This is a genomic window from Streptomyces sp. LS-MS-L19 (assembly GCF_058382285.1).
Map to the genome: position 1 here is coordinate 7157139 of NZ_JBYCLL010000001.1, position 16140 is coordinate 7173278.

Here is a 16140-nt window from a genome sequence, read left to right on the forward strand (position 1 = left end):
CGCAGTTCCCCGCGCCCCTGAGTGGGCTCACTTTCCCTTAGTTCAGAGCGAGGTTTGTCATGCTTACGTCCGGTCCCAGCCGTCGTGCTGTTCTCGCCGGGGCCGCGGCCGTTGCCGCGATCACCGCCGTCCCGTCCTTTTCCGGCGTGGCCTCGGCCGCCGACTCCGCCACCCCCTCCTACCGCTGGCGCCAGGTCGTCATCGGGGGGACCGGGTTCGTCACCGGTGTGCTCTTCCACCCGTCCGTGCGTGGGCTCGCCTATGCCCGGACCGACATCGGCGGGGCCTACCGGTGGGACGACCGGGGTGCGCGGTGGATTCCGCTCAACGACGACCTCGGGTGGGACGACTGGAACCTGCTCGGTGTCGAGGCGATGGCCGTCGACCCGGCCCATCCCGACCGGGTCTATCTCGCACTCGGCACCTACGCGCAGTCCTGGGCCGGCAACGGGGCCGTGCTGCGGTCCGAGGACCGGGGGGCCACCTGGGCGCGGGCCGACCTCACCGTGAAGCTCGGCGGCAACGAGGACGGCAGGGGGACCGGGGAACGGCTGCTCGTCGATCCCCGGGACAGTGACACGCTGTGGCTGGGAACCAGACACGACGGCCTGCTCAAGTCCACCGACCGGGGCGCCACTTGGGGCGCCGCGAGCGGCTTCCCGGGCACCCCGAGCGGCAGCGGCCAGGGCGTCACCCTGCTCGTCGCCGCCGGGCGGGTCCTCTACGCCGGCTGGGGCGACTCCGACGGCACCACCGCCAACCTGTACCGCACCCTCGACGGCACCACCTGGGAAGCCGTCCCCGGGCAGCCCTCCGGCACCTCCGCCAAGGTGCCGATCCGGGCCGCCTACGACTGCCACACCCGCGAGCTGTACGTCAGCTACGCCGACGCCCCCGGACCCAACGGACAGTCCGACGGCAGCGTGCACAAGCTGGCCGTCGCCACCGGCACCTGGACCGACGTCACCCCCGTCCGGCCCGGTGGCAGTGACACCTTCGGCTACGGCGGGGTCGCCGTGGACGCCCGCCGCCCCGGCACCGTCGTCGTCTCCACCAACAACCGCTGGGCGGCCGTCGACACCCTGTACCGGACCACGAACGGCGGCCGCACCTGGACCTCCCTGAAGGACTCCGCGGTCCTCGACGTGTCCGAGACGCCGTTCCTCACCTTCGGCGCCGACGCGCCCAAGTTCGGCTGGTGGATCCAGGCCGTCGCCGTCGACCCGTACGACTCGAAGCACATCGTCTACGGCACCGGCGCCACCCTCTACGGCACCCGCGACCTCAAGCACTGGGCCCCGCAGATCCGCGGCCTGGAGGAGACCTCCGTACGGCAGCTGATCTCGCCCCCGACCGGTCAGGCGCACCTGCTCAGCGGGCTCGGGGACGTCGGCGTGATGTACCACGAGCGGCTCACCGCCTCACCCTCGCGCGGCATGGCGTCGAACCCCGTGTTCGGATCGGCGACCGGCCTCGCCCAGGCCGCCGCCAAGCCGTCGTACGTCGTCCGCACGGGCTTCGGGGACCACGGCAACGGCGCCTTCTCGAACGACGGCGGCAGGACCTGGGCCCCCTTCGCGGCCCAGCCCGCCCTCGCCAAGGACGCGCCGGGACCGATCGCCACCAACACCGACGGCAGCGTGCTGCTGTGGACCTTCGTGCACTGGGACGGCACCAAGTACCCCGCCCAGCGCTCCACGGACAACGGAGCGAGCTGGTCCGAGGTCGCCTCGTACCCGAAGGGCGCCACCCCGCTCGCCGACCCGGCCGACCCGACGCGCTTCTACGCCTACGACACCGACACGGGCACCCTGTTCGCCAGCACCGACGGCGGGCTCACCTTCACCGGGCGTGCGAGCGGACTGCCCTCCGGGGACAGCCAGTTCCAGCTGGCCGCGGCCCCGGGGCGCTCCGGCGACCTGTGGCTGAGCACCAAGTGGAACGGCCTGTACCGGTCCACCGACGGCGGAGCGACCTTCACGAAGCTCACCAGCTGCTGGGCCTCGTACACCCTCGCCTTCGGCAAGGCCGCCGACGGCGCCGACTACCCGGCGATCTACCAGGTCGGCTCCACGGAGACGATCACCGCCGTGTACCGCTCCGACGACGAGGCGAAGACCTGGGTACGGGTCAACGACGACCGGCACCAGTGGGGCTGGATCGGCGCGACCATCGCCGCCGACCCGCGGCTCTACGGCCGCGTCTACATCGCCACCAACGGCCGGGGCATCCAGTACGGGGAGCCGGCGTGACCCCGGGACTCCAGGACGCCACCCGCGGCCGCATCCTCTACGGCGGCGACTACAACCCCGAGCAGTGGCCCGAGGAGACCTGGCAGGAGGACGTCCGGCTGATGAGGGCCGCCGGCGTCAACTCCGTCACCCTCGGCGTCTTCTCCTGGGCGAAGCTCGAACCCCGGCCGGGGGAGCGGGACTTCGGCTGGCTGGACCGGCTGATGGACCTGATGCACGCGAACGGCATCGGGGTCGTCCTCGCCACCCCGACCTCCTCACCGCCGCCGTGGCTGGGCCACCTGCACCCCGACACCCTGCCCGTCACCGAGGACGGCCGCACCGAGCACTGGGGCGGGCGCCAGCACTTCTCGCACTCCAGCGCCACCTACCGGCGGTTCGCCGCCGCCATCACCGAGGACCTCGCCGCCCGCTACGGCGGCCACCCCGCCCTCACCATGTGGCACATCAACAACGAGTACTGCACCTACGACTGGAGCGACGAGGCCGCCGCCCGCTTCCGGCTCTGGCTCCAGCAGCGCCACGGCACCCTCGACGCCCTCAACTCCGCCTGGGGCACCGCCTTCTGGAGCCAGGGCTACGGCGACTGGGCCGAGGTGCACACGCCCCGGCACGCGCACTACCTGAAGAACCCCACCCAGGTCCTCGACTTCCGGCGCTTCACCTCCGACATGCTTCTGGAGTGCTACCTCGCCGAGCGGGACATCGTCCGCCGGGCCACCCCGCACCTCCCCGTGACCACCAACTTCATGCCGCTGTGGTTCGGACAGGACGCCTGGCGGTGGGCCGAGGAGGAGGACGTCGTCTCCGTCGACATCTACCCCGACCCGCGTGATCCGCTGGGAGCCCAACAGGGCGCCCTCGTGCAGGACATGACCCGCTCGCAGGCCCGCGGGCCCTGGATGCTGATGGAGCAGGCCGCGGGACCGGTCAACTGGCGGGGCGTGAACCACCCCAAACCCCGTGGCATGAACCGGCTCTGGTCCCTCCAGGCCGTCGCGCGGGGCGCCGACGCCGTCTGCTACTTCCAGTGGCGCCAGTCCCGGCAGGGCGCGGAGAAGTTCCACTCCGGGATGGTCAGCCACGCGGGGGAGGAGGGCCGCACCTACCAGGAGGTCAAGCAGCTCGGCGCCGAACTCGCCCGCATCGCGCAGAGAGTGACGGGCCGTCACACCGCTCACGACATCGCGATCCTGCACGACTGGCACGCATGGTGGGCCGGCGCCCAGGACGGCCGGCTGTCCACCGAGGTCGATTACCCGGACGTCCTGAAGTCCTGGCACCGCGCCCTCTGGGAGGCCCACCTCACCACCGACTTCGCCCACCCCGAGCACGACCTCACCGCCTGGAAGGTGGTCGTCGTCCCCCAGCTCTACGCCCTCACCGACCCGGCGATCGACAACCTCCTCGCCTACGTCCGCCAGGGCGGCACCCTCGTCTCCGGATTCCTCACCGGCATCGCCGACCAGGACGACCGAGTACGCCCCGGCGGCATGGACGCCCGCCTGCGCGCACTGTTCGGCATCCGCACCCTGCACGAGTGGTGGCCGCTCGACGCGGGCGAGCACACCGAGTGCGAAGGCCCGCGGGGTGCCTTCCGGGGCACCCTGTGGTCGGAGGAGATCGACAAGACCGAGGACGCCACCGCGGAGGCCGTCTACAAGGGCGGTGAGCTCGACGGGCTGCCCGCGATCCTCCGCAGGGGCCGCGCCTGGTACCTCTCCACGCTCCCCGAACCGCACGCCCTGCGCGAGCTCCTCGCCCGCATCGCCGACGACGCGGGCGTACGGCCCGCCCTCGCCGGACTGCCCGACGGCGTCGAGGCGGTGCCCCGCGGCGACCTGCTCTTCCTCCTCAACCACGGGAGCGAGTCGGTGACCGTGGCGGTGCCAGGCACCCACCGGGACCTGCTGACGGGGCAGTCCGGCGCGGACCGGGTGACGCTGGACCGCTACGGAGTGGCGGTACTCGAACGATGAACGACGGCCCCGTCCACGGCACCTGGGAACCCGCACCGGCCGCCCGCTGGGAGGACGGCTTCCTGAGCGGCAACGGCCGCCACGGCGCCCTGCTGTTCGGCGACCCGCACGACGAGCGGGTCGTCGTCACCCACCACACCCTGGTCCGCCCCAACGGTGCCGAACACGCCCGCCCACCGCACCTCGCCGCGGAACTCCCCGCGCTCCAGGACCGGTTGCTCGCGGGGGAGCGCGACGCCGCCGAACGCTTCACGGACGGACGCCCGCTGCAGTGGGTGCAGCCCTTCCACCCCGCCTTCGAGATCCGGCTGCGCGCCACGGCCCCCGCCGAGGACACCGGCCACCGCCGCTCCGTCGACTTCGCCACCGGCGTCGTCCAGGCCGAGTCCGAGGACCGCCTCAGCCGCGTCTTCGTCTCCCGCGCCGACGACGTCATCGTCCACCAGGTCACCACCCCCGACCTGGCCGTCTCCCTCGACCACCGGCTCCCGGGCGTCCCCCACGGCCTGGCCGTCGGCCACGGCGCCGTCCTCACCTCCGAGGGCGCCCTGCTCACCCTGCGCGCCCGCTACCCCGGCAGCGACCGCGCCTACACCGGCGTCACCCTGGTCGCGGTCACGGGCGGCCGTACGACCCTCACACCCCCCGGCCTGCGCATCACCGGCGCGGACTCCGTCCTGCTGCTGACCCGGGTGCTGCGGCACACCGACGAGCCGGACGCCCTCGCCGAGGCCAGGGCCCTGGGCGAGCTACTGCCCGACGGCCACGGCGACCCGTACGGCCGTCTCCTCGCCCGCCACACCGAGCCGCACCGCACCGCCTACCGGCGGGTGACCCTGGACCTCGGCGCGGACCCCGCCGAACGCGCCCTGCCCGGCTCGGAGTTGCTCCGAAGGCCTGACAGCCCCGCCCTCCTGGAGCGCCTCTTCGCCGCCGGCCGCTACCACCTGCTCTCCTCCAGCGGCCTCAACCCGCCCCGCCTGACCGGCCTGTGGACCGGCGACTGGGACACCGCCTGGTCGGGAGCCTTCACCAACGACGCCAACATCAACCTCCAGACGGCATCGGCGGCCTGCGCGGCCCTCCCCGAAGTCACCGAAGCCCTCGCCACCCTGATCCACCGTCAGCTGCCCGACTGGCAGGACAACGCCCGCGAGATCTTCGGCGCCCGCGGTGTCGTGGCCCCGCCCCACTCCGACGGCGAGTCCGGGCTGACGTACCACTTCAACCGCGAGTACCCGCTACACCTGTGGACCGCGGGCGCCGACTGGCTGCTCAAACCCCTCGTCGACCACGACGAGACCCGCGGCGAACAGGACCCGCGCACCGCACACGCACTCGCCCAAGTAGCCCAGTTCTACGAGGACTTCCTGCACCGGACCGACGAGAACGGCCATCTCGTCGTCGTCCCCTCCTACTCACCCGAGAACCGCCCCGCCAACGCCGGCTGGGGCGCGATCAACGCGGCCATGGACCTCTCCGCCGCCCGGCACGCCCTGCGCACGGCCGCCTCCTACCACCCCGAGCGGGCGCAGACCTGGCGCGCCCTCGCCGACCGGCTCCCACCCCACCGCACCAACGCCGAAGGCGCCCTCGCCGAATGGGCCTGGCCCGGCCTCGACGACACCTACGACCACCGCCACCTCAGTCACCTCTACGGCGTCTGGCCCCTCGACGAGATCACCCCCTACGACACCCCCGACCTCGCCAAGGCCGCCCACCGGGCCCTCGAACTCCGGGGCGCCGAGAACGACTCGGCGCACGGACACCTGCACCACGCCCTCGTCGCCGCCCGGCTGCGCGACGGCGAACGGGTCGCGCACGCCCTCGGCCAGGTCCTGGGCGGCGACTTCTTCCACGACTCCCTGATGAGCGCGCACTACCCGAACCGGCACGTGTACAACGCGGACGCCGCCCACACCCTGCCCGCCGTCCTGATCGAGATGCTCGTGCAGTCGACACCGGACCGGCTGGTGCTCCTGCCGGCGGTCCCCGCCCGCTGCCCCCAGGGCGAACTACGCGGCATCCGCACCCGGTTCGGGGCGGAACTCGACCTCACCTGGAGCCCCACCGAAGCGACCGCGGTGCTGCGCCCCACGCGCACCCACCGCGTCGAACTGAGGACTTCCTCCGGCGCCGAACAGCTCGACCTCGTCGCCGGAGAAGACCACGTCCTGCGTCTGGAGGCGTGGTAACCACCCCCGCATTTCCCCCCACCCATGGAAAGGGACACCATGGCAAAGAACCCCCTCAACAAGATCACCACGGCGGTCCTGGCCCCGGCGATGGCCGTCGGCGCCCTCGTCGGTCTCGCCTCCGCCCCCGCGTCCGCCGCGGTCTGGAGCTCCTGCGACCAGTGGGCCAACACGAGCCTGAACGGCTACACCCTCTACAACAACATCTGGGGCTCCGGCGCCGGCAGCCAGTGCATCTGGGCCAACTCCGGCACCAACTGGGGCGTCAACGCCAACCACCCCAACACCGGCGGCATCAAGTCCTACCCGAACTCCAAGAAGGTGATCAACAAGTCGATCACCTCGCTGGGCTCGCTCTCCAGCAGCTACAACGTCACGGTCCCGTCGTCCGGCGCGTACAACACGTCGTACGACATCTGGGACACCGACTACGACTACGAGATCATGCTCTGGGTCAACAAGACCGGAGCCGTCGGCCCGCTCGGCACCTCGCAGGGCAACGTGACGCTCGGCGGCCACACCTGGACCGTCTACAAGGGCACCAACGGCGCCAACCAGGTCTTCTCCTTCGTGCGCACCTCCAACTCCAGCTCCGGCACGGTCAACATCCTGCCGATCCTGAAGTGGATCAAGGACACCAAGGGCTGGTTCGGCAACGAGACCATCGGTGACGTCCAGTTCGGCTTCGAGATCACCAGCTCGTCCGGCGGCCTGAACTTCACCACCAACAACCTGACGGTAAGCAGCAGTTGACCTGATCGTGGGACAGCGTCGGGTTTGATGGGGGCATGCGTACCACCACCCCCCTCCGACGTGCCCTGATCACCCTGACCGCGACCGCGGCCGTCGCCCTCACCGCGACGGGCTCCGCGGTCGCGGTTCCGGTCTCCGGCACCGCCCCGGCCCCCCACGCCACCGCCCTCTCCCTGTCCCCCCTGCACCCCGTCGTCGAGCTGGCCGCCGAACGCCTCGCCACCGCCGACCTCGTCGCGGCCGCCAAGTGGGGCACCGACAGCCCCATCGACGACCCGGCCCGCGAACAGCAGGTCCTCGACAACGTGGCCGCACAGGCCCAGCAGCTGGGCGCCGACCCGGACGAGATCCGGACGATCTTCCGCGACCAGATCGAGGCCAACAAGGTCGTCCAGCGCGGCCTGTTCCAGCGCTGGACCGACCACCCCGACGAGGCCCCGACGACCAAGCCCGACCTGACGGTTGTCCGCCGGCAGATCAACCAGATCACCAGCGCGCTGGTCCAGGCTCTGGCCGACACGTCGGAAAACCGCGACACGTTCGCATGCCGCCCCGAACTGGCCTTGGCTGCCTTCCAGGTCCACCACGAGAACCACTTGGACGCGTTGCACACCCACGCCCTGATCCGGGCCCTGCCCTCGATCTGCCGGGACTGACCTGCTTTTCAGGGGCGCGGGGAACTGCGCGACCAGCCACGACGGCGCCGCACCCGACGAACGACCTACCGCGGCACATCCTGAATCGGCAACCGCGCCCCATCCCGCAGAAACAACGGAATCCGGTCCAGCGGCGCAGCCACAGTCACCGTGGTACCGCCTTCATACGTCACTCCCGTCCACGCATCCGTCCAGGACGAACCCGCCGGAAGATACGTCGTACGGGCCGTGGCGCCAGCGGTAAGCACCGGCGCGACCAGCAGATCCGCCCCGAACAGATACGCGTCGTCCACCCCCCAGGCCGCCTGGTCCTCGGGAAACTCCAGGAACAGCGGCCGCATCGGCGTCACCCCCTCCTCGTGCGCCTGACGCATGACCCGAAGCACATACGGCCGCAACCGCTCCCGCAGCCGCAGGTACTTCTCCAGGATCGCGCCGGCCTCCTCCCCGTACGACCACACCTCGTTGGGCCCGCCCGTCATGTCCGGCCCGAGCGGCATCCCCGGATCCCGGAACCCGTGCAGCCGCATCAGCGGGGACAGCGCGCCGAACTGGAACCAGCGCACCATGACCTCGCGGTACGCCGGGTCGTCCGGGTCACCCCCGTGGAAGCCGCCGATGTCCGTGTTCCACCAGGGAATCCCGGACATCGCCGTGTTGAGACCCGCCGCGATCTGCGCGCGCAGTGTGGCGAAGTCGGTGCCGATGTCCCCCGACCACAGCGCGGCGCCGTAGCGCTGACTGCCCGCCCAGGCCGACCGGTTGAGGGTGATGACCTCCTCACCCGCGGCGGTGAGACCCTCGTGGAAGGTGCGCGAGTTCTCGGCCGGATAGCTGTTGCCGACCTCCAGGCCGGGCCCCGCCCAGTACCGCAGGTTCTCCTGGAACCCCGGCTTCAGCTCCGGCTCGCACGCATCCAGCCAGAACGCCGTGATGCCGTACGGCTCCAGGTAGTTCTCCTTCACCCGCGACCACACGAACTCCCGGGCCTCCGGGTTCGTGGCGTCGTAGAAGGCGACCTGGACGGTGGAGGCGACCCCCTTGTCGGGCCAGTCGGCGTGCGCCATCGGGCCGTACTGGGTGCCGATGAAGTAGCCGCGCTGCTCCATCACGGGGTGGTTCTCGCTGAGCGGTGACACCGACGGCCAGACGCTGACCACCAACTTGATGCCCAGCTCGTCCAGTTCGCGGACCATCGCCGCCGGGTCGGGCCACTCGGCCGGGTCGAACTTCCACTCGCCGAGGTGCGTCCAGTGGAAGAAGTCGCAGACGATCGCCGAGACGGGCAGCCCGCGTCGCTTGTACTCCCGTGCCACGGCGAGGAGTTCGTCCTGCGTGCGGTAGCGCAGCTTGCACTGCCAGAACCCGGCCGCCCACTCCGGCAGCATCGGCGTCCGGCCGGTCACCGCGCTGTAGCGGCGCTGGCCGTCCGCCAGGTCGCCCGCGGTGATCCAGTAGTCGATCTGGCGGGCCGAGTCGGCCACCCAGCGCGTGCCGTTGTGGGCCAGCTCCACACGGCCGACCGCCGGGTTGTTCCACAGCAGGGTGTAGCCGCGGCTGGAGGCGAGGACCGGGATGCTCACCTCGGCGTTGCGCTGGACCAGGTCCAGGACCAGGCCCTTCTGGTCCAGCTTGCCGTGCTGGTGCTGGCCGAGGCCGTACAGCTTCTCGTCGTCGTAGGCGGCGAAGCGCTGCTCCAGGCGGTGGTGGCCGTTGCCGACCGCCGTGTAGAGCCGCGAGCCGGGCCACCAGAAGTGGGCGCGGGCCTCCGCGAGCAGCTCGGACGAGTCCTCGGTGCGCAGGAAGCGCAGCTGCCCCTCGGCGTCGACGTGGACGGTCAGCCGGCCCACCGTCAACTGGGCTTCCCCGTCACCGATCTTGACCGTGCTCTCGGTGGCCGGCGGCTCGTCCAGCAGGGCGCCCGGCAGCCCCTCCAGGACCGGTCCGCCGAGCCGGGCCCGCACCCGGACCGCGTCCGGGCCCCAGGGCTCGACCCGCACGGTCTCCTGGCGCCCGCTCCACTCCAGCGCGCCGTCCCGCTCCCGGAACGTGCCGACGGTGGGGGAGGACTGCGCGAGGCTGACCTTGGGCTGGATTTCGGCAGGCTGATTCACGAGGGGTGCTCCTGAAGGAGTGCAGACAGCGAGTGCAGACAGGGGCGTGCCGCGCAGGCACGTGAACATGCGGTGCGTGAAGTGGGACGTGATGCGTGAGAGCCGTGGTGTGTGTACGGGGGGCTTCGAGGGGCGCCCGAGTGCTCAGGACACCGAAGGCGCCGGTCCCGTGCTCGACCGGACCGTCAACTCCGGTTCGATCAGGACGACTTCGTCCTCACCGCGGCCCTCCAGCTTCGCGGCGAGACGTTCCACCGCGTGCCGGCCCATCTCCTGGGCGGGGATGGAGACCGAGGTCAGCCGCACCGAGGCCTGGAGGGCTACCTGTTCGGGGCAGATCGCGACCACCGAGACGTCCTCGGGGACGGCCCGGCCCTGCTGCCGCAGCAGCGCGAGCAGCGGCTCCACCGCCTGTTCGTTCTGGACGACGAAGCCCGTGGTGGAGGGCCGCTCGTCGAGGATGCGGGCGACGGTCACGGCCATCGCGTCATAGCCGCCGTCGCACGGCCGGTGCAGCAGCCGTACGCCCAACTCCTGGGCCCGTGACCGCAGTCCGTCGAGCGTGCGCTCGGCGAAACCGGTGTGGCGCTCGTAGACCGCGGGGGCCTCGCCGATGACAGCGATGTCGCGGTGACCGAGCTTCGCGAGGTGCTCGACGCACAGCGCGCCGGTGGCCCGGAAGTCGAGGTCGACGCAGGTCAGACCCGAGGTGTCGGCGGGGAGGCCGATGAGCACGGACGGCTGGTCGGTGCCGCGCAGCAGCGGCAGCCGCTCGTCGTCGAGCTCGACGTCCATCAGGATCATCGCGTCGGCCAGCCCGCTGCCGGTGACCCGGCGCACCGCGTCGGGACCCTCCTCACCGGTGAGCAGCAGCACGTCGTAGCCGTGCGTCCGGGCCGTGGTGGCCACCGCGATGGCGATCTCCATCATCACCGGCACGTACATGTCGGTGCGGAGCGGGACCATCAGCGCGATGATGTTCGACCTGCTGCTGGCGAGCGCGCGGGCACCCGCGTTCGGGTGGTAGCCGAGTTCGCGGATGCTCTCCTCGACCCGCTGCCGGGTGCTCGTCGAGATGGACCGCTTGCCACTGAGGACATAGCTCACCGTGCTCGCCGAGACTCCGGCGTGCTGGGCGACCTCGGCGAGGGTGACCATCCAGCTCTCCAAGCTTTGTGAAGCGCTTCGACAGTGCGCAGTGCGAACAGGTGCGGGTGGGGGTGGTTCGACAGTAGCTCCCCCGGGAGTGGGTGTCCATAGGTTGTCGAAGCGCTTCGACAACCTCCTCCGCAGGGTGCGGCCTCCTGCCTACCACGCAAGGCGGCGGCTCGGCACCACCCCGTACCCGGCTGGACATCACCCCGTATTCCGTCCACATCGGCCGAACGGCCGCGCGCGGGGTGGTGACCTCGCCCGGGATCAGGTACATACGATCGAGTAGCACCGGTCAGTAACGCATCGGCACCAAGATCCCGATTCGCGACGAGGTGAGCCTTAATGTCCGCACCGTCCACCAAGCCCGTCGTCACCGAACGCGAGGCCCGCGAGGTGGCGGAGGCCGCCCGGGAGCAGGTCTGGCGCAAGCCCAGCTTCGCCAAGGAGCTGTTCCTCGGCCGATTCCGGCTCGACCTCATCCACCCGCACCCGATGCCCCCCGCCGAGGACGCCCGGCGCGGCGAGCGGTTCCTCGCCCAGCTCCGCGACTTCTGCGAGACCAAGGTCGACGGGGCGCTCATCGAACGCGAGGCCCGCATCCCCGACGACGTCGTCAACGGGCTCAAGGAGCTCGGCGCCTTCGGCATGAAGATCGACACCAAGTACGGCGGCCTCGGCCTCACCCAGGTGTACTACAACAAGGCACTGGCCCTCGTGGGCTCCGCGAGCCCCGCGATCGGCGTGCTGCTCTCCGCCCACCAGTCGATCGGCGTACCCCAGCCGCTCAAACTGTTCGGCACCCAGGAGCAGAAGGAGAAGTTCCTGCCCCGGTGCGCCCGCACCGACATCAGCGCCTTCCTCCTCACCGAACCCGACGTCGGCTCCGACCCGGCCCGCCTCGCCACCACCGCCGTACCCGACGGGGACGACTACATCCTCGACGGAGTGAAACTCTGGACCACCAACGGCGTGGTCGCCGACCTCCTCGTCGTCATGGCCCGCGTCCCCAGGTCCGAGGGCCACAAGGGCGGCATCACCGCCTTCGTCGTGGAGACCGACTCACCCGGCGTCACCGTCGAGAACCGCAACGCCTTCATGGGCCTGCGCGGCATCGAGAACGGCGTCACCCGCTTCCACCAGGTCCGGGTCCCCGCGGCCAACCGCGTCGGCCCCGAAGGTGCCGGTCTGAAGATCGCGCTCACCACCCTCAACACCGGGCGCCTCTCCCTGCCCGCCTCCTGCGTGGCCGCCGGCAAGTGGAGCCTGAAGATCGCCCGCGAATGGTCCGCCGCCCGCGAGCAGTGGGGCAAACCCATCGCCCACCACGAAGCGGTCGGCTCCAAGATCTCCTTCATCGCGGCGACGACCTTCGCCCTGGAAGCCGTCCTCGACCTGTCGAGCCAGATGGCCGACGAGGACCGCAACGACATCCGCATCGAGGGCGCCCTCGCCAAGCTCTACGCCTCCGAGATGGCCTGGCTCGTCGCCGACGAACTCGTCCAGATCCGCGGCGGCCGAGGATTCGAGACCGCCGAGTCCCTGCGGGCCCGCGGCGAGAAGGCCGTCCCCGCCGAACAGGTCCTGCGCGACCTGCGCATCAACCGCATCTTCGAGGGCTCCACCGAGATCATGCACCTGCTGATCGCCCGCGAGGCCGTCGACGCCCACCTGTCCGTCGCGGGCGACCTGATCGACCCGGAGAAGTCCCTCTCCGACAAGGCCAAGGCAGGCGCCAACGCGGGCGTCTTCTACGCCAAGTGGCTCCCCAAACTGGTCGCGGGACCAGGACAACTCCCCACCTCCTACGCCGAGTTCAAGCGCGAGGTCGACCTCTCGGCGCACCTGCGCTACGTCGAACGCACCTCCCGCAAACTCGCCCGCTCCACCTTCTACGCGATGTCCCGCTGGCAGGGCCGGATGGAGACCAAGCAGGGCTTCCTCGGCCGGATCGTGGACATCGGCGCCGAACTGTTCGCCATGTCCGCGGCCTGCGTACGCGCCGAACTCCTGTACACCACCGAGCCCCACGGCCGCGAGGCCTACCAGCTCGCCGACGCCTTCTGCCACCAGTCCCGCCTGCGCGTCGAGGAACTCTTCGGCCGCCTCTGGAACAACACCGACGACCAGGACCGCAAGGTCGTCAAGGGCGTCATGTCCGGCACCTACACCTGGCTCGAGGACGGCATCGTCGACCCCTCCGGCGAAGGCGCCTGGATCGCGGACGCCACCCCCGGCCCCTCCGAGAAGGAGAACGTCCACCGCCCGATCCGGTGACCGCGCGAGGACAGCGCGCCCCCGAGGGGACGCGCTGTCCTCCTACGCCGTCCTTACGGCCACAATGGAGGGATGAGCGACAGTCCAGCCCCCCTCGCCGACCCTCATCTCGTCTACGACCCGGTCGCGGGCGACGGCCCCAAGGACGTGGTGATCCTCGGCTCCACCGGGTCGATCGGCACCCAGGCCATCGACCTCGTGCTGCGCAACCCCGACCGGTTCCGGGTCACCGGGCTCTCCGCCAACGGCGGCCGGGTCGCGCTCCTCGCCGAGCAGGCGCACCGGCTGAGGGCGCGGACCGTCGCCGTGGCCCGCGAGGACGTCGTACCGGAGCTGAAGGAAGCCCTGAAGGCGCGATACGGCACGGCCGAACCCCTTCCCGAGATCCTCGCCGGACCCGACGCGGCCACCCACCTCGCCGCCTCCGACTGCCACACCGTCCTCAACGGCATCACCGGCTCCATCGGCCTCGCCCCCACCCTCGCCGCCCTGGAGGCGGGCCGCACCCTCGCGCTCGCCAACAAGGAGTCGCTCATCGTGGGCGGCCCGCTGGTCAAGGCCCTCGCCAAGCCCGGCCAGATCATCCCCGTCGACTCCGAGCACGCGGCCCTCTTCCAGTCCCTGGCCTCCGGCACCCGGGCCGACGTACGCAAGCTGGTCGTGACGGCCTCCGGCGGCCCCTTCCGCGGCCGTACGAAAGCCGACCTCGCCCGGGTCACCGTCGAGGACGCCCTCGCCCACCCCACCTGGGCCATGGGACCGGTCATCACCATCAACTCCGCGACCCTCGTCAACAAGGGCCTGGAAGTCATCGAGGCACACCTCCTCTACGACATTCCCTTCGACCGCATTGAGGTGGTCGTGCATCCCCAGTCGTATGTCCACTCGATGGTTGAGTTCACCGACGGATCCACGATCGCCCAGGCGACGCCCCCCGACATGCGCGGGCCCATCGCCATCGGCCTCGGCTGGCCCGAGCGCGTCCCCGACGCTGCCCCCGCCTTCGACTGGAGCAAGGCGTCCACGTGGGAGTTCTTCCCGCTCGACAACGACGCCTTCCCCTCGGTGAACCTCGCGAGGCACGTGGGACAGCTCGCGGGCACGGCCCCGGCGGTGTTCAATGCGGCCAACGAGGAGTGCGTCGAGGCCTTCCGGGCGGGCGCACTGCCGTTCAACGGGATCATGGAGACCGTGACCCGGGTGGTGGACGAGCACGGCACCCCGAGCCGGGGAACCTCGCTCACCGTCGCGGACGTCCTCGAAGCGGAGACCTGGGCGCGGACCCGGGCCCGGGAACTGACGGCACAGACGGCGGAGGCCCGTGCATGACGACCCTGATGTTCATCCTCGGCATAGGGCTCTTCGCCCTCGGCCTGCTGGTGTCGATCGCGTGGCACGAACTCGGTCACCTGTCCTTCGCCAAGCTGTTCGGCATCCGCGTGCCGCAGTACATGGTCGGCTTCGGCCCCACCATCTGGTCGCGCAAGAAGGGCGAGACGGAGTACGGCATCAAGGCCGTCCCCTTCGGCGGCTACATCCGCATGATCGGCATGTTCCCGCCCGGCGACGACGGCCGTATCAGCGCCCGCTCCACCTCCCCCTGGCGCGGCATGATCGAGGACGCCCGCTCGGCCGCCTTCGAGGAACTCCAGCCCGGCGACGAGAAACGCCTCTTCTACACCCGTAAGCCCTGGAAACGCGTCATCGTGATGTTCGCGGGCCCCTTCGCGAACCTGATCCTCGCGGTCGCGCTGTTCCTCACCGTCCTCATGGGCTTCGGCATCTCCCAGCAGACCAACACGGTCAGCTCGGTCTCCCAGTGCGTGATCGCCCAGAGCGAGAACCGCGAGAAGTGCAAGGCGTCCGACCCGGCCTCCCCGGCCGCGGCCGCCGGCCTCAAGGCGGGCGACAAGATCCTCTCGTTCAACGGCGTCAGGACGGACGACTGGAACAAGCTCTCCGACCTCATCCGCGCCAACCCCGACAAGACGGTCCCGATCGTCGTCGAGCGCGACGGCAAGGACGTCACGCTGACGGCGAAGATCGCCAGCAACCAGGTCGCCAAGAAGGACTCCAGCGGCCAGTACGTCCAGGGCGAGTACGTCACCGCCGGCTTCCTCGGCTTCAGCGCCGCCACCGGCATCGTCAAGCAGGACTTCGGCGACTCCGTGGTGTGGATGGGCGACCGCGTCGGCGAGGCCGTCGACTCCCTGGCCGCCCTCCCCGGCAAGATCCCGGCCCTGTGGAACGCGGCCTTCGACGACGCCCCACGCGAGCCGGACTCCCCGATGGGCGTGGTCGGCGCGGCCCGCGTCGGCGGAGAGATCTTCACCCTGGACATCCCCCCCACCCAGCAACTCGCCATGGCGCTGATGCTGGTCGCGGGCTTCAACCTCTCCCTGTTCCTCTTCAACATGCTCCCGCTGCTCCCCCTGGACGGCGGCCACATCGCCGGCGCCCTCTGGGAGTCCCTGCGCCGCAACCTGGCGAGGATCCTCAAGCGCCCGGACCCGGGCCCGTTCGACGTGGCGAAGCTGATGCCGGTGGCCTATGTGGTGGCGGGCATCTTCATCTGCTTCACGATCTTGGTCCTCATTGCCGACGTCGTTAACCCGGTCAGGCTCAGCTGAGAATCGGTCATTTTCTGTCAAGGTGGCGATAGTGCCTCGCCTTTCACTCAGGTAGCTCACATGGGTGAAAGGCGAGGCTTTCTTGTGCGAAGCAAATGCGGACTTTGTACGTTCCTGCTGTTCATGGGTGAC

Annotated in this window: 10 protein-coding genes; 8 read left to right on the plus strand and 2 right to left on the minus strand. The window is 70.6% G+C overall.

Features of this window, described 5'->3' with window-relative positions; all coding sequences use genetic code 11:
- Positions 1–59 precede the first annotated feature (59 nt).
- From AC2XR2_RS32090 to AC2XR2_RS32110, 5 genes are read left to right on the plus strand one after another with little or no spacing between them, the layout of a single operon-like run.
- Entirely contained in the window at positions 60–2252 is a 2193-nt protein-coding gene (locus AC2XR2_RS32090; protein WP_491516937.1) for a WD40/YVTN/BNR-like repeat-containing protein, read from the plus strand.
- On the plus strand, positions 2249–4231 hold the full coding sequence (locus AC2XR2_RS32095) for a beta-galactosidase (protein ID WP_491516938.1): 1983 nt from the start codon (positions 2249–2251) through the stop codon (positions 4229–4231). Before AC2XR2_RS32090 ends, AC2XR2_RS32095 begins: the two co-directional genes overlap by 4 nt.
- On the plus strand, positions 4228–6426 hold the full coding sequence (locus AC2XR2_RS32100; RefSeq protein WP_491516939.1) for a glycosyl hydrolase family 95 catalytic domain-containing protein: 2199 nt from the start codon (positions 4228–4230) through the stop codon (positions 6424–6426). Before AC2XR2_RS32095 ends, AC2XR2_RS32100 begins: the two co-directional genes overlap by 4 nt.
- Positions 6427–6465: 39 nt before the next feature.
- On the plus strand, positions 6466–7179 hold the full coding sequence (locus AC2XR2_RS32105; protein ID WP_330264118.1) for a glycoside hydrolase family 12 protein: 714 nt from the start codon (positions 6466–6468) through the stop codon (positions 7177–7179).
- Positions 7180–7214: 35 nt separating this feature from the next.
- On the plus strand, positions 7215–7835 hold the full coding sequence (locus tag AC2XR2_RS32110) for a chorismate mutase (protein ID WP_491516940.1): 621 nt from the start codon (positions 7215–7217) through the stop codon (positions 7833–7835).
- A 65-nt stretch (positions 7836–7900) separates the two neighbouring features.
- On the opposite strand, the gene AC2XR2_RS32115 is transcribed toward AC2XR2_RS32110, so the two are convergent.
- Both AC2XR2_RS32115 and AC2XR2_RS32120 read right to left on the minus strand, forming a co-directional pair.
- A complete protein-coding gene (locus tag AC2XR2_RS32115; protein WP_491516941.1) occupies positions 7901–9949 on the minus strand; it encodes a glycoside hydrolase family 31 protein in 2049 nt (682 codons plus the stop codon).
- 144 nt (positions 9950–10093) lie between these two features.
- Entirely contained in the window at positions 10094–11107 is a 1014-nt protein-coding gene (locus tag AC2XR2_RS32120; protein ID WP_123763396.1) for a LacI family DNA-binding transcriptional regulator, read from the minus strand.
- 339 nt (positions 11108–11446) lie between these two features.
- Between AC2XR2_RS32120 and AC2XR2_RS32125 the strand changes: the two genes are divergently transcribed.
- The 3 genes from AC2XR2_RS32125 to AC2XR2_RS32135 all read left to right on the plus strand — a co-directional run bounded on the left by AC2XR2_RS32125 (position 11447) and on the right by AC2XR2_RS32135 (position 16008).
- Positions 11447–13378 carry an acyl-CoA dehydrogenase family protein gene (locus AC2XR2_RS32125; protein WP_491516942.1) on the plus strand — a complete coding sequence of 644 codons (1932 nt, stop codon included), beginning with the start codon at positions 11447–11449 and terminating at the stop codon, positions 13376–13378.
- Positions 13379–13450: 72 nt separating this feature from the next.
- Complete coding sequence (gene dxr, locus AC2XR2_RS32130) at positions 13451–14707, plus strand: 1-deoxy-D-xylulose-5-phosphate reductoisomerase (RefSeq protein WP_491516943.1); 1257 nt, start codon at positions 13451–13453, stop codon at positions 14705–14707.
- Positions 14708–14715: 8 nt separating this feature from the next.
- Positions 14716–16008, plus strand: a complete 1293-nt coding sequence (locus AC2XR2_RS32135) for a M50 family metallopeptidase (protein ID WP_491518542.1) — start codon at positions 14716–14718, stop codon at positions 16006–16008.
- The last annotated feature ends 132 nt before the right edge of the window (positions 16009–16140 follow it).

Bases quoted from the DNA above. Each gene is read 5' to 3' on its own strand.
- AC2XR2_RS32090 (WP_491516937.1), top strand. From the start codon at position 60: ATGCTTACGTCCGGTCCCAGCCGTCGTGCTGTTCTCGCCGGGGCCGCG.
- AC2XR2_RS32100 (WP_491516939.1), top strand. From the start codon at position 4,228: ATGAACGACGGCCCCGTCCACGGCACCTGGGAACCCGCACCGGCCGCC.
- AC2XR2_RS32105 (WP_330264118.1), top strand. From the start codon at position 6,466: ATGGCAAAGAACCCCCTCAACAAGATCACCACGGCGGTCCTGGCCCCG.
- AC2XR2_RS32110 (WP_491516940.1), top strand. From the start codon at position 7,215: ATGCGTACCACCACCCCCCTCCGACGTGCCCTGATCACCCTGACCGCG.
- AC2XR2_RS32120 (WP_123763396.1), bottom strand. From the start codon at position 11,107: ATGGTCACCCTCGCCGAGGTCGCCCAGCACGCCGGAGTCTCGGCGAGC.
- AC2XR2_RS32125 (WP_491516942.1), top strand. From the start codon at position 11,447: ATGTCCGCACCGTCCACCAAGCCCGTCGTCACCGAACGCGAGGCCCGC.
- dxr (WP_491516943.1), top strand. From the start codon at position 13,451: ATGAGCGACAGTCCAGCCCCCCTCGCCGACCCTCATCTCGTCTACGAC.
- AC2XR2_RS32135 (WP_491518542.1), top strand. From the start codon at position 14,716: ATGTTCATCCTCGGCATAGGGCTCTTCGCCCTCGGCCTGCTGGTGTCG.